Genomic DNA, 13,870 nt, shown 5'->3' on the forward strand with positions numbered 1-13,870 from the left:
ATTACAGTATTCTATATCAGGTTCAACTGCCTACCAGTAATTAATCACTCCATTTGTAGATAGCCTCCTGCATTTGTCGGGTGAATTTAAGGATTTAGCCAAATCAAAAAAATAAAATGGAAAAGTCACTTTCAAAAATTCGTGCGGTATTATTAATTGCTGCTTCCATAAGTTTTTTTATGGTATCAAGTGCTTTTACAGAAAGGCAATCGTCGAATAGTAAAGAAGATAAAAAAGAGCGGTACCTGAATGAGGTATTTGAGCATGTCTCTATTCAAAAAGAGGTGGTATATGGCGAGGCGGTTAATGAAAAAGGAACCAAAGAATCGCTTGCGCTTGATATTTATACGCCAGAAAACGACAATGTTAAAAATCGACCAGTGATTGTATGGATGCACGGAGGTGGTTTTAGGCATGGAAACGATAAAACACAATCTTATATCGTTGAGATGGCCAAAAGGTTTGCTAAGAAAGGGTATGTATGTATATCTATTGATTACAGATTGAGAGAAAATCCCTTTGAAGACATCACAGGAACCCTCTCAGATGCGGTTTCAGATGCTACAAAAGCACTTGAATGGGTTAGAAAGAACAAGAAATCTTTAAATATAGACACCTCAAAAATCATCGTTGGGGGCGGTTCCGCGGGAGGCATTCTTGGCTCTGATCTATTCTTCAGCGGTAATACTAGTAATAAGGACAAAGCAGGAATTATTGGATTTGTTAATTTGTGGGGAAGTCCAAGTGAGAAATGGAGTAAACTGAATATTGGCAAAAATGTTCCACCAACCATTATTGTACATGGGACAGCAGATAAGCTAGTTCCTTACAGTAATTCAGTTGAATTGGTGGATAGGTTAAATGCTAATAATGTCAAAAACGAATTGGTTACTTTTAAAGATGCTGGTCACACGCCTGTTAAACACATGGATGAATTTGAAATAAAAATAGCTACATTTCTTTATGATTTGATTTAAAGATTTTTTAAGAGCCTAATGAAGATGATTAAATCCAAAGGTATAGTATCCTGACTGTTGGTTAGCCAATAATCTAAGTTGCGCAGTGCTTTCCCCTCTTTAATTGCCTGTTACACCATGCTAGCTAATCCACTTCCAGAATCAAAAGAAAACCACCTAAAAGCCCGCTTTTCCTTAATGAATAGCCCTAGAATAAAATGAAAATTCATGGATAATTCAGTATCTTGTACTTTCAGGAAAAGGTAAAATCCTATCAATTATGAAATACAAGCAATCGCAGTTTGGGTGGGTTATAATTATACTGTTTACACTTCTGGTTGCTTTTCTCTGGCTGGCTTATGCCCTTCAGTGGGGCGACAATCCACTTCCATTTACTCCTTTTCTGGTACTGAGCTCATTCCTTGTTGTTTTGGGATTTATGCTCCACAAACTGACGGTTGAAGTTAATGGAGCTACGCTCAAATTGTCCTATGGGATAGGTCTAATAAGTTTCAAATATGATATAGATGAATTGGAAGAATTGGAGATTATCAGGGTGCCATGGTATTATGGTATAGGAATCCGGATCACGCCAAAAGGCATGCTTTACAGCATACATGGCTGGAAAGCGTTGCGGATAAAATATAAAAGCGAAGGAAAAAGTAAAAGGGTGATGGTGGGGACAGCAGAGCCGGAACAACTTAAAAAAGTTCTCGAGTACAATTGTAAAAAGCCATAGGAACCTCAGGTTTAAACCTATAAAGTAGCACAACTCAAGATTCTGTGTCTAAGCGAACCCAATTAGGGCAAATACTTATGGAATTGTCGCTGAATTAATCAGTTAATCAGAAAGTTATGTGGTTTTTGGCTAAGCAAATTCACGATTTTTTTATTAACTTAACAGGGATAAAAGTTTTTTCATTTTAGAACCAAACCCTTTAACCACTACATATTATGGATCCCTATATCAACAACCAGGCAGCTTCGGGAAACAAACCTAAGTTTACCGGTAAAAAATTGGTATTGCTTCATCCTGAGGCCAGTTTTAAAAACATCAATGAGGAAGCCAATGGGGCCTCACTTAGATTGGCGCCATCGGGAAATTACAAGAACAAAGAGGAAGACTATGAAAAAGCTTTTTCAGAAGGCGACGGGATTGTCTTTGAAAAATTCAATGTCGCAGTGATCAATGCAGACCATGATGATCAGGTAAACAGTCTGATGGCAGCGAAACAATCTTTTCAATACATGGAACCAGAGCGCTTCGTTTATGCCTTAGATAGCGCTCCCCAAACGAATATAGGAATATTACTCTGGAATTTTATTTGCCAGATTTTTGGTATAAAAAAACCTGGGACTGTACCCAAAGATCCTCCCCCGGTCGTACCTCCTGTTTTTGAGAGTGATGCGACTGCTTACTGGGCCATTCATGCCTTAGGTGCATTGCAAAGTAATAAAACGGGTAGAGGAGTTAATTTGGCCATATTGGATACAGGTATGACACTTGACCATCCTGATTTTCTAAACCGAGAGGTGTTCTCCAAATCCTTTATTTCTGGAGAGACAGTTGACGATTTTAATGGACATGGAACACATTGTGCCGGCATAGCCACTGGAGGAGTAAGTGCCAGCACCGGCATACGCTATGGTACAGCCAGTGAGGCTACCCTTTATGCTGGTAAAGTCTTGTCTAATAAAGGTGTGGGTAGCGATAGTGGAATATTGGCAGGTATGGAGTGGGCAGTGAACAACGGATGCAAAGTAATATCTATGTCGCTAGGAGCCTCCGTTGGTGAGAATGCACGGTATTCAAATATTTACAATGACCTGGCCAAAAGATCTATGGATTTGGGTACCTTGATCATTGCTGCAGCAGGAAATGACAGTCAGCGGAGCCATGACTCCATAAAACCTGTTAATCATCCTGGAAATTGTCCCAATATCATGGCGGTGGGAGCCTTAGACAAGAACTCTGCCATAGCCAATTTCTCCTGTGGAGGCCTGAATCCTGATGGTGGAAGTGTGGACATAGCTGGTCCTGGTGTGGAGATTTACAGTTCATGGAAAAAACCCCAGGACTATGCCATCATTAGTGGTACAAGCATGGCGACCCCTTATGTGGCCGGTGTGGCAGCCTTGCTCTGTGAAGCCTATCCAGATGCCAGTCCCATGGAAATTTGGGATAAGCTAACTACTGGCGCGCGAAACGTAGGTTTACCTGCCAGAGATGCCGGAACAGGTCTTGTGCAAGCACCGCAATAAATCGAGAAATCATGAAAAGAAACTTTATTGCATCGGTTGAAGAAAATGCTACTGGTAAAATTGAACAGATTGCGGGCGAATTGAGACAAAAAGGCTGTACCATCAAGCAGATTTTGAAGCTATCCGGAATCATCACTGGCTGTAGTTCTGGAAATGAAAGCAAATTGGAAGAATTGAAAATCTCAGGCATTAAATACATAGAGGAAGACAGGCAAGTGGGAGCATTGGGAGGGGATTAATTTCTGAAATCGAAATTAATCACTTCGTTGCTGTTTTCGATTTTGCCTGACTTACAGACAGGTTGATTATATTGGTGCTATGCTATGGCTCCAAACAGTCCGATTTTCTTGTGATTGCAATACTTCTTGATGGAGTCGCCAAATCTATTTTTTAAATCCATCTAATTCTTCCTTAGAGTTCAACTTTTCTAAAATGATATTGAATGATGAATAAAACGAAAACTGAGAACCCCAGAGGGGTGATAGATTTGTAGCCCACGGGTGTGAACCCGTGGGCCAGTGATAGAACGATAAATGATTTTGGCGGCATTGTTGCTTTTTTTTGCAACAATGCTGACAAAATCTCTTACATTTTTCCATGCCTTTGAGTCGGGGTTCAATCCTGTTTCGAAGCCTGGTCAGGCTGTTATAGGTGCCAATTATTATCGGTTTTTAACTTCTACGATATTTCCGGGTAAATTAAAGCCTTTCTGTTCCAAACCTGTGAGCACTTTCAGTACGGCATTGGAATGTATTTTAGCATCCGTTTGATCATAATTGTAGGTGTTTACCCAATAGGTGACTCTCACATTCAGGGTGGAAGTAGCCAACTCTTTAACCAAAACTGTAGGTTTTTTGTCTCCGCCCAGTATTCCTGGGACAGATTGAATGAGTTCGGAAATCAATTGCATTGCGGCGATATAATTGGATCCGTAATCAAGTCCTACAGTGAAACTATAACTCAGGTAGCCATCAATGGTATAATTGATCATTGGGTTTTTTATGATGGAGGCATTGGGAATAAAGACGTCCTTGCCATCTACGGTTTTTACCTGCGTATCCCGAAGGTTCAAGGCAAGCACTTTTCCGTTAATACCATTGATTTCCACCATGTCCCCAATCTTAAAAGGTCTTTTGAAGGCAAGGAGAATCCCTGCAAGAAAATTTTCACCGATGTCCTTCAGCGCAAAACCTATAATAAAGGCCGTAATACCAGCTCCTGCAAGAAGACTATTGACGACCCCAGAAAGCCCTAAAAAACGCAGTAAAAGGGCCAATCCAAAAATCATGACCAGACTCCTAATGGCCGCACTGATGAAATCAGTAAGCAAACGATCATCAGTTTTCCTACTTAGCCTGTTGCTGACCAAATTTCTAATCCATCGGGATAAATAAATAAAGAAAATAAATATTAAAGTGCCGATTATGAGTGAAACAGCCAATTGTTCCGCACTTTCAAGGTCTCCCATAAGGATTCCTTTTAATTTTTGAAAAGCTTCCTGCAAAATCATGTCATTATGGTTGGGAGTAAATTAAATAAAAAAGCTGCAAATTGATAATACTTACTCTTTTTTGGTACATAAAATTAAAAAACCATAAAAAAAGGCTTCAATTCAACCCAATTGAAGCCTTTCCTAAGTGGGGGGATTAATGTAAATTCAAGATTAATTGACCCTTAAGATGGTCCGCTTATAGCGCGTTAGCGCAGGGGATCCAGTGTCTGTAACTTCTAATATGATATGGATTGTCCCAAGCCTTTCAGCTTTTGGAATGGTTAGTTGGGCATTCACGTTGTCTGCATTTATTATTTCAATGGGTTTAGGCGCACTTCCTCCAGATTGGGTAAAACTTCCTGGCTCACGATAATGATACCAATTGTAGGTAAGGCCGTCTCCATCTGGATCGTTGCTTCCTTCAGCACTAAGTTCAATAGTATCCCCAACCTTTGCATTGATATATTCGGCTGATTTGAGGTGGGCAACAGGAGGGTGGTTGGCCTCAGCATAAGGCTTGATCGTCCAATCCATTCTGGCCTCAAAATCATTCTGAAAAGCCTCTCTCCAGCGATAAATTGTAGCTTTGTTGCTGGTGTGATACTCCCCATCGAAGCCTAGCACCTCATCTTGAGCATTTGTCCATAAAGCACGAGTCTCTGGTTCAGCAAACCATTTTTCTGTTCTCGGTAGATAGTATTCATATCGCCCTCCCCAATTGCCAAAATCAGGTCGCTCAGGATTTTCCATCCCGGTAGGAATCAAATGCATAAAACTTGGAGAATCACCTTCCATGAGGTAGTCCATATGTGGGTATTCAGCCCCCAACGGTCCCTTGCTCCGAATGTGTTCATCCAGCCAGGGATTGTCCACAATTTCAAAGTTTCCTCCTGAAAAACGCCCATGAAACTTGTCTCCGCTAATGCCTGTCCAAGTAGCGTGGTGGTACCCCCCAAGAGGATGAATTCCCGGACTGGCAATGTAAAAGAGGTTTGGAAATGTTTTTCTAATCCATGGGCCACTGTCGTCCTGGTCAGAAATGGTATATACCCTCAATTTCGACACAAACTTATCCACTTCTGTAGGCGTGCGGGTTAGGTTAACTTTCCAGAGGGCTTGGGCGAGACAATTGGGTCCACCCCAGACCAATACCCAAACGGGCCTAAGGTCGTCTGCATCAACGGACTGGATTATTAATTCTGAACCTTCAGAATCCATGCCTTCCCCAACTGCCTCCATTCCAAATTTAGGAATACCTTCCTTAAGTATAGACAAAAGATAATTCGCGGTTGTATAGCCTTTTTCATGTTTGTTTAAATTTTCTCTGACCTTATCGTAGCCAGTTAGAATTTCACGAATTCTCCAGGCTGCAATTTGATCTCTTTGGTGTCTGGAGGTGGTGGCAATTAGGCCTTCCACATCCCACTGATTGGAGTAAGTAAGGAACCTAATGAGTGACATGGCATCATCAGGTTCATTTTCTATGTCAGTGAGTACAATGATTCGCTCCTTTTCCATTGATTTCTGAGCATTTAGCTCAATGCTCCCCAAAAGCATTAAGCCCATGAGGAAAAATCTGAATAGTATGTTTTTCATTGAATGAGCCGTTTGTATTGGAAATGGTTTATGCATGATTTGTCTATTTCCTATGATAATGCCTAAAGTGATGTTCTGATTTTTCATTGTGCTCTAAGAAATGGTACTTTTTACTTTTTGCTTTTTTTAATTTTTGTCTTCAGCGATGATTAATTGGATTTCGTTTTCTTTGAAGACTTCTTTGTGTTTATTTTCGACCCCTTCGTCGGTGATAATGTAATCGATAAGGGATAAAGCTCCGAGACTGGCAAAAGCACTTTTTCCAATTTTTGAAGAATCAGCTACCAGGTAGGTAATGTCTGCGGAATCAATCATGGCTTTCTTCACTACAAGATCGCTAAGGCTTGGATAAGTAAGACCTGATTTTAAAGAAATGCCTGCAGTAGCCAGAAAGAGTTTTTGTACATTTAGTCCCTTGAAGAAATCAGCTGCCTTTTGGCCAGTAAGGGATAAGGTGGGCGCCTTGAATTCTCCACCTGTCATGATGATATCTATGTTGGGATTTGCTCCTAGCATTAATGCAATATTTAGGGCATTGGTTATAACGGTTAGCCCTTTGATGTTTATTATTTTTTTAGCGATCTCTGTAGTTGTAGAGCCAGAATCAAGAATGATGGTATCTCCAGGGTGAATGAATTCCAGACATTTTTCTGCAATAATCTCTTTTTCCTTTAGATTGTCCTGGTGTACTAAAGAGAAATTACGCACCTGATCTTCAACGTTTTTTAAATGTACACCACCATGCTCCCTTAGGACCAAGCCATTTTTCTCCAATTTCTCAAGGTCCTGACGAATGGTTACCTCTGTGACTTTAAAGATTCTGGCCAGATCGATAACTTTGGCAGATCCATCTTCTTTTAGTAAGTCAAGTATCTTTTCTTTTCTTTGTTTTGGTAACATATTATTTATTTAAAAATCGAAAATATCTTTCGAAATATAGTTCTTTTCTGATAATTTATCTGATAAAGCTGTTAAATCGGTAGTTTTGATATATAAATGAGTGTTTATCGGGTATGTAAGTTAAATGAAAATTAAAATATAAATAAATATTATTACGAAAAAAAATTTTGTTTTTATTTATTTTAGTTTCGTTTACTTTCGTTTTAAACACATTCTGCTTTGTTTTCAACTTGGTCATGGTTTTAATATACTCTAGGATAAGTGTTACCTGTTTTAAAATTGGAAAATAGAAAAAAGGATAAATGAAATTAATGTTAAGAATAAGTTTGGTTGGTATATTCGCTTTTGTGGCTATGTCTAGTTGTAAGACGGAATACAATGAAAGTGTTAAACCCAGGATTTTAATTAATTCTGATATAGGGGGTACCGACCCTGATGACTTTCAGTCAATGATACATTTATTAATGTATGCGGATAAATTTCAAATTGAAGGTTTGGTTTCTTCCCCATTCGGGGACGGTCGAAAAAGTAATTTTTTGGATATAATTGACCTATATGAAAAAGATTACCTTCAATTAAAAAAGCATGCGGCTGATTTGCCTGCTCCAAAGGTTTTAAGAGCGGTTGCTAAGCAAGGAGCTATTGCGGCAGCTCCATTCAAAGGTTATACTACTTCCACAGAGGGCTCAGAATGGATCATCAAATGCGCCAAAAGGGAAAGTGAACAGCCTCTTTGGGTACTGGTTTGGGGAGGGATAGAAGACCTCGCTCAGGCATTGCATGATGCACCTGAAATCAAAGAAAATATTAGGGTGTATTGGATCGGAGGACCCAATAAGAAATGGAGCATCAATGCCTATTTTTATCTAGCTGCTGAGCATGGAGACCTTTGGATGATAGAAGCCAATTCTACCTATCGGGGTTGGTTTATGGATGAAGATTCGCCTAAGTCCTATACTGGAGAGGCTTACTACGATAATTTTATCCAAGGCCGGGGAGCCTTAGGAAAGGATTTTATCAACTATTATCAAGGGAGGATAAAAATGGGTGATACACCATCACTGGCCTATCTTATGAAAGGTGATCCAAATGATCCTACCGGAGAAAGTTGGGGTGGCAGTTTTGAGAAAATCAGTAGAAGTCCCAGAAAAATTTTTGAAGGGGGCAGTACCACTGCAGATTCGTTAGCTGCCTATGCCACGATTGAATGGAAGTTCAAAGGGCCGGACATTATGGTTCCTGATGATTCTGTAGTCTTTAAATTTGAAGTTCAGGGTCAGGTCTGGCCAGGTTATTATTTGGGAGAGGGTATGTATGGAGTGAAATATTCCTCAAAAAAAGCAGAAAACGGTAGCTACAAAACAAGTAGTGAAATTTACGAATTGGACGGCTTAACTGGCGAATATGTCAGTATTACCCCGTGGCCTGGAAAATCCTCTTCTGATGATTACAAATTAGGAAACAATTGGTATACTGATAAACTAGGGGCCGCGCTTTTTATTAAAGACCAGCAAGGGGCAAAAACGATTTCCAGGTACAGAGAAGCATTTTTAGGTGACTGGGGAGAAAGATGGAAATGGTTAGAGAAATAAGGCTAAATTGAAAATTACCACAATAAGGAAAAACAAATCATAATGAAAAATACAACTGCAGTTTCAAAAATAATGGGATGGATTTGGGCAATGGCAATTTTAGCAATTAGTCCAGTAATGGCTCAGAATGATTCCAAAGAATTTCAGGATATGCGTTGGAAGGCTGTTGCCGTAAAAATGCCTGATGCATGGTACGCTTCCAATGAGGCAAAACACGTGGCAGAAAATGTCCTTTTGACCCAAAAGGCAATTGGTGGTTGGGAAAAAAACAAACCTTACCATCATCCAATGGATGCGGGTGAAAAAGCAAAATACTTAAAAACAAGGGAAGATATTGGTGCTACTTTCGACAATGATGCAACCATCACTGAGTTGAGATTTCTTGCTAATATTTATTCCCAATCTAGAGATCAGCGCTACAAGCAGGCTTTTGAAAAAGGAATAAATTACATCCTAAAGGCACAATACAACAATGGGGGTTGGCCTCAGTTTTATCCGGTGCGCAAAGGAAGTGTGGCCTATTCCGGACACATCACCTTCAATGACGATGCGATGGTTAACATTATGCGTTTTTTAAAAGAAATGCTCTCCAATGACCCTGCCTTTCAGTCTATTCAATTGACTGACAACAAAAAAGGAAAAATTCAAGAAGCCTATGACAAAGGAATAGCGTGTTTCCTAAATACTCAGATTGTAGTAAAAGGAGAACCTACCGCATGGTGTGCGCAACATGACTCAGTGAGCCTGGCACCGGCAAAAGCCAGGAGCTATGAATTGCCCTCATTTAGTGGTTCTGAATCTGTGGGAATAGTGCTTATGCTTATGGAAATAGAAAACCCATCCGATAAAGTAAAGGCTTCAATAAATGACGCTGTAAAATGGTTTGAAGACCATCATGTAGGACGGTTAAGAGTAGATACCCAGACGATGCCAGACGGAAGCAAGGACAGAATTGTTGTAGAAGACGAAACCGCACCTTTACATTGGGGGCGATTTTATGACCTGGAAACCGAGAAAATATTTTTCTGCGATAGAGATGGTATCAAAAAGAACGCCATAACAGAAATAGGGCACGAGCGTAGAAATGGCTATAGCTGGTATACCCGTGCTCCGAAACAACTGCTGGAAAAATATCCGGAATGGAAAAAAAGAAATGGTATTATCTAAGACGCTTGCAGATAAATCCAAAAAATCCGGATGCTAGAAAAATATTTGAACAGTATTAATTAAACGTTGACCCAGAATACTAATATATGCTTGATTTTAAATGGAATAGGAACTATTTTCTTCTCATTACAGCAATCGTTTTTGCACCACTATTGGCAGTAAATGCTCAGGAAAAAGCTTTGGTGAACACTTCCAAAAGTCCTTTTGCCAAACAAGTCTCAGTAGATATGGATGCGGTGAAATGGACCGGAGGTTTTTGGGGACATTGGGCGGATGTAAGTAAGGATACCATGGCCATGAACATGTTACACATTTATGAAAACGATACACTTAGCCATGGTTTTCTCAATTTTGAAATTGCAGCAGGCTACAAAGAAGGCAGGCATCGGGGGGCTCCTTTCCACGACGGCGATTTTTATAAAACCCTTGAAGCCTTAGTCTCTGTCTATGCAAGCACTAAAGATCAAAGGTATTATGATGAGCTGGAGCGGATCATAAAAGTGATCGCAGACGCGCAGAGAGCAGATGGTTATATTCATACCGCTACAATTATTAAGCAGCGCAATAATCCTGGAGATGCGGTAGAGTTTGAGGACCGAATGAACTTTGAGACCTATAACATGGGGCATTTGATGACTGCTGCCAGTTTGCATTATCGGATTACAGGGCAAACCAACTTTTTGGACATTGCGATCAAGGCAACCGACTTTCTTATTGCCTACCATGAAAACGCAACTGCCGAACAAGCTCAAAACGCAATTTGTCCTTCCCATTACATGGGAGTAATTGAAATGTACAGGACCACCAGAAACAAGGTTTACCTTGATCTTGCTGGTAAAATGATTGATATACGTGGAATGATAGCTGATGGAACAGATCACAATCAAGACCGTATTCCATTCCGACAACAGCGGGAGGCAGTAGGACATGCTGTTCGTGCCAATTACCTCTATGCAGGAGTGGCTGATCTTTATGCGGAGACCGGAGAAGATTCCCTGATGTTGGCATTGGAAAGTATCTGGAAAGATGTGGTCACTAAAAAACTTTACATCACTGGAGCCACCGGGGCTTTGTATGACGATGTATCCCCGAACGGGACCACCTACAAGCAGCCAACTATTCAGCAAGTCCACCAGGCTTATGGACAGGCTTTCCAGCTTCCCAATATTTCAGCTTACAATGAAACCTGTGCTAATATTGGCAATGTCTTGTGGAATCATCGCATGCTTTTGGTAACGGGCGACAGCCGTTTTGCGGATATACTAGAGCTTAGCTTATTGAATAGTGTATTGTCTGGTACAGATTTAAGAGGGACTAATTTTAATTATACCAATCCTTTGAGAGTAGATGAGGATTTGCCTTTTACATTTCGATGGAATAAGGTGAGGGAACCCTATATTTCTAAATCGAACTGCTGTCCTCCCAATGTCGTCAGAACGGTTGCGGAAACCCATAATTATGCCTATGCACTATCTGATAGTGGTTTGGTAATCAATTTGTACGGTAGTAATGAATTGAAAACCAGTTTGCCAAATGGTTCAGGTCTCGAATTAAAACAAGAGACGGATTACCCCTGGGATGGAAAAATCAAGTTAAGTATCGAAAAAACCGGGCAAAAACCCTTTGCCATAGCGCTACGAATCACTGCCTGGGCCAGTCAGGCTAACATCATGGTAAATGGAGAGAAAACAGACCGAAACCCAACAGCCGGAAGTTATTTTTCTCTTTTCCGAAATTGGAAAAAGGGAGATGTGATTGAATTAAATTTACCAATGAAGGCCCGTTTGATGGAGGCCAACCCGCTGGTGGAGGAAACCAGGAACCAGGTAGCGGTGATGCGAGGGCCAATTGTTTATTGTATTGAATCTCCGGATTTGCACAATGCACGGATTTTTGATGTTGAGCTTCCTGCTGCTATTCAATTTACCCCTGTGAAAGAAATGGTTGCTGGTGCTTCGTTAACCTTCCTTGAGGGGCAAGCCTTGCTTCAAGGAAAATCCGATTGGCAAGGAAAATTGTACCAGGCAGTAGACCAAAAAATTACCCTGCAGCCCATCAATATCAGATTGATTCCTTATTTCGCTTGGGGGAATAGAGGAGAATCAGAAATGGCGGTATGGATGCCATTGAGAAAATAAAGAAATCATGGTGCCAATTCTCATTGGCAAATAAGAGGAGGTACATTTGGTGCTTCAAATTGCTTCCTTATAAAATTCAAGTTGCTCTTTAAATGGAGTTGTTAATAATTAAGCAAACAATGAAAAAATCTATTTTAAGTATTGCATTGGTATTAATTGGTCTAAACAGCTATGCGCAACAACTGGCCTTTCCAACTGCTGAAGGTTATGGAAAATACACTGTTGGTGGACGTGGGGGGAAAGTTTACGAAGTGGTCAATCTAAATGACTCCGGAAAAGGAAGCCTGCGTGAGGCTGTTGAAGCAGAAGGGCCTAGAACTGTTGTTTTCAGGGTTTCAGGTACCATCAAATTGGAAGATGAGTTAAGGATTAGAAATCCATATATCACGATAGCAGGTCAAACTGCCCCAGGAGATGGCATAACACTTAGGGCTTACCCGTTAATGATAAATGCAGATGAAGTGATCATTCGGTACATTAGAGTGAGGCTTGGAAATGAATCAGGAGGTGAGACTGATGCAATATCCAGCCGTTATACTACCAATCTTATCTTAGATCATGTTTCAGCAAGTTGGAGTATAGACGAAACTATGTCCATTTATCACGGAAAAAATGTAACGGTTCAATGGTGTATTACATCAGAAAGCCTTTATAAATCCAATCACCAAAAAGGGAATCATGGCTTTGGAGGTATTTGGGGGGCGAACTACAGCACCTATCACCACAATTTAATCGCCAATCATTCTAACCGCAATCCACGCTTTGGATCAGGAGTAGGAAATACGGATTTCCGCAATAATGTAATTTTCAATTGGGGTTATGAATCAACCTATGGAGGGGAAGTTTCTCAAGTGGGTAATGACAAATCCAATTTCACAAATATCAATATGGTAGGAAACTATTATAAGGCAGGGCCTGCGACAGCACCCGGTCAAATAACCCACCGAATCGTTGCTCCCTGGTCCCGAAATAAAGCGGAAGACTAAGGAAAATGGTATGTTTCAGGCAATACCATAGAAGGGAATTCCTGGGTTTCAGCCAACAACTGGCTCGGTGGGGTGCAGCCAAAAGACGGCAGTGAATATTTGGAGGGTTTAAAGCTGGAACAGCCCTGGCCATCGATGGTTATTAATGAACAGTCTGCTGAAGAGGTCTTTGTTTCTGTTCTCGAAAATGCCGGAGCCGTATTTCCTAAGCGTGATGCTGTAGATATTCGGGTTATAGATGAGGTCCTCAATGGTTTCGCTACTTACGAAGGAGAAACTTACAAAAAGGATCACAAGGTCGCAGATAAAACAAAAATAACTGGCATCATAGATACTCAGGAAGATGTTGGTGGGTGGCCAGTTCTGAAAAGTGTTTCAGCCCCTATAGATACGGATCGAGATGGAATGCCTGATGAATATGAAAAGCAAAATGGTCTCAATTCCAAAAAAGCCATTGATGGAAATGAAGTTGGGGAAGACGGTTATACCATGTTGGAAAACTACCTAAATTCTATTTTGAGCAATAGGAAGCAATAATTATATTTATAATGGAGGATTGGGAAAGCAATAGATTTTTGACATTAATACTTAAAAGCAATTTATTTAAAATAGATACAGTATTCATTTTCTTGCTGAGCCCTGCAAAATCAATCTCTCGAATTCACCAATTGGTTCTTATAGAGATGAAAACTCCCAAGTTTCACTCATCTAATTGAAATATCCGGCTGATTATCAACAAAACCAGGAAAGTTTGTGGGTTTAAGTTAATTGGTATTTGTGT

The 13,870-nt window shown here is 40.4% G+C and carries 12 protein-coding genes; 9 read left to right on the plus strand and 3 right to left on the minus strand.

What is annotated here, in order from left to right:
* The first annotated feature begins 116 nt into the window (after nt 1–116).
* The 4 genes from AAC073_RS02450 to AAC073_RS02465 all read left to right on the plus strand — a co-directional run bounded on the left by AAC073_RS02450 (nt 117) and on the right by AAC073_RS02465 (nt 3,457).
* Nucleotides 117–977, plus strand: a complete 861-nt coding sequence (locus AAC073_RS02450) for an alpha/beta hydrolase (RefSeq protein WP_339922249.1) — start codon at nt 117–119, stop codon at nt 975–977.
* A gap of 259 nt (nt 978–1,236) precedes the next feature.
* The gene (locus tag AAC073_RS02455) at nt 1,237–1,695 is read left to right on the plus strand and encodes a hypothetical protein (protein ID WP_339922250.1); all 459 of its coding nucleotides are present in this window, start codon (nt 1,237–1,239) and stop codon (nt 1,693–1,695) included.
* Between the two features lie 215 nt (nt 1,696–1,910).
* Nucleotides 1,911–3,218: a S8 family serine peptidase gene (locus AAC073_RS02460; RefSeq protein ID WP_339922251.1), complete on the plus strand. Its 1,308-nt coding sequence runs from the start codon at nt 1,911–1,913 to the stop codon at nt 3,216–3,218.
* Between the two features lie 11 nt (nt 3,219–3,229).
* Nucleotides 3,230–3,457 carry a hypothetical protein gene (locus tag AAC073_RS02465; protein ID WP_339922252.1) on the plus strand — a complete coding sequence of 76 codons (228 nt, stop codon included), beginning with the start codon at nt 3,230–3,232 and terminating at the stop codon, nt 3,455–3,457.
* A 422-nt stretch (nt 3,458–3,879) separates the two neighbouring features.
* On the opposite strand, the gene AAC073_RS02470 is transcribed toward AAC073_RS02465, so the two are convergent.
* The 3 genes from AAC073_RS02470 to AAC073_RS02480 form a co-directional block, all read right to left on the minus strand.
* Entirely contained in the window at nt 3,880–4,728 is an 849-nt protein-coding gene (locus AAC073_RS02470) for a mechanosensitive ion channel family protein (protein WP_339922253.1), read from the minus strand.
* Nucleotides 4,729–4,881: 153 nt separating this feature from the next.
* Nucleotides 4,882–6,306, minus strand: a complete 1,425-nt coding sequence (locus tag AAC073_RS02475) for a nucleoside hydrolase-like domain-containing protein (protein WP_339922254.1) — start codon at nt 6,304–6,306, stop codon at nt 4,882–4,884.
* 126 nt (nt 6,307–6,432) lie between these two features.
* A complete protein-coding gene (locus AAC073_RS02480) occupies nt 6,433–7,206 on the minus strand; it encodes a DeoR/GlpR family DNA-binding transcription regulator (RefSeq protein WP_339922255.1) in 774 nt (257 codons plus the stop codon).
* Between the two features lie 311 nt (nt 7,207–7,517).
* Here AAC073_RS02480 and AAC073_RS02485 point away from each other — a divergent pair, with 311 nt between their 5' ends.
* The 5 genes from AAC073_RS02485 (at nt 7,518) to AAC073_RS02505 (ending at nt 13,626) form a co-directional block, all read left to right on the plus strand.
* Entirely contained in the window at nt 7,518–8,798 is a 1,281-nt protein-coding gene (locus AAC073_RS02485) for a nucleoside hydrolase-like domain-containing protein (protein ID WP_339922256.1), read from the plus strand.
* 42 nt (nt 8,799–8,840) lie between these two features.
* The gene (gene pelA, locus AAC073_RS02490) at nt 8,841–9,965 is read left to right on the plus strand and encodes a pectate lyase (protein WP_339922257.1); all 1,125 of its coding nucleotides are present in this window, start codon (nt 8,841–8,843) and stop codon (nt 9,963–9,965) included.
* 86 nt (nt 9,966–10,051) lie between these two features.
* Nucleotides 10,052–12,103 (plus strand): glycoside hydrolase family 127 protein, encoded by a 2,052-nt coding sequence (locus AAC073_RS02495; protein WP_339922258.1) that lies wholly within the window; start codon nt 10,052–10,054, stop codon nt 12,101–12,103.
* Between the two features lie 119 nt (nt 12,104–12,222).
* Nucleotides 12,223–13,089 carry a hypothetical protein gene (locus tag AAC073_RS02500; RefSeq protein ID WP_339922259.1) on the plus strand — a complete coding sequence of 289 codons (867 nt, stop codon included), beginning with the start codon at nt 12,223–12,225 and terminating at the stop codon, nt 13,087–13,089.
* A 72-nt stretch (nt 13,090–13,161) separates the two neighbouring features.
* Complete coding sequence (locus AAC073_RS02505; protein WP_339922260.1) at nt 13,162–13,626, plus strand: hypothetical protein; 465 nt, start codon at nt 13,162–13,164, stop codon at nt 13,624–13,626.
* Nucleotides 13,627–13,870 lie beyond the last annotated feature (244 nt).

This window comes from uncultured Cyclobacterium sp. (genome assembly GCF_963977555.1).
Taxonomy (GTDB): domain Bacteria; phylum Bacteroidota; class Bacteroidia; order Cytophagales; family Cyclobacteriaceae; genus Cyclobacterium.

Coding starts and splice junctions, on each gene's coding strand:
- AAC073_RS02475 (WP_339922254.1), bottom strand. CDS start 6,306: ATGAAAAACATACTATTCAGATTTTTCCTCATGGGCTTAATGCTTTTG.
- AAC073_RS02500 (WP_339922259.1), top strand. CDS start 12,223: ATGAAAAAATCTATTTTAAGTATTGCATTGGTATTAATTGGTCTAAAC.
- AAC073_RS02460 (WP_339922251.1), top strand. CDS start 1,911: ATGGATCCCTATATCAACAACCAGGCAGCTTCGGGAAACAAACCTAAG.
- AAC073_RS02495 (WP_339922258.1), top strand. CDS start 10,052: ATGCTTGATTTTAAATGGAATAGGAACTATTTTCTTCTCATTACAGCA.
- pelA (WP_339922257.1), top strand. CDS start 8,841: ATGAAAAATACAACTGCAGTTTCAAAAATAATGGGATGGATTTGGGCA.
- AAC073_RS02485 (WP_339922256.1), top strand. CDS start 7,518: ATGTTAAGAATAAGTTTGGTTGGTATATTCGCTTTTGTGGCTATGTCT.
- AAC073_RS02465 (WP_339922252.1), top strand. CDS start 3,230: ATGAAAAGAAACTTTATTGCATCGGTTGAAGAAAATGCTACTGGTAAA.
- AAC073_RS02470 (WP_339922253.1), bottom strand. CDS start 4,728: ATGATTTTGCAGGAAGCTTTTCAAAAATTAAAAGGAATCCTTATGGGA.
- AAC073_RS02480 (WP_339922255.1), bottom strand. CDS start 7,206: ATGTTACCAAAACAAAGAAAAGAAAAGATACTTGACTTACTAAAAGAA.
- AAC073_RS02450 (WP_339922249.1), top strand. CDS start 117: ATGGAAAAGTCACTTTCAAAAATTCGTGCGGTATTATTAATTGCTGCT.
- AAC073_RS02455 (WP_339922250.1), top strand. CDS start 1,237: ATGAAATACAAGCAATCGCAGTTTGGGTGGGTTATAATTATACTGTTT.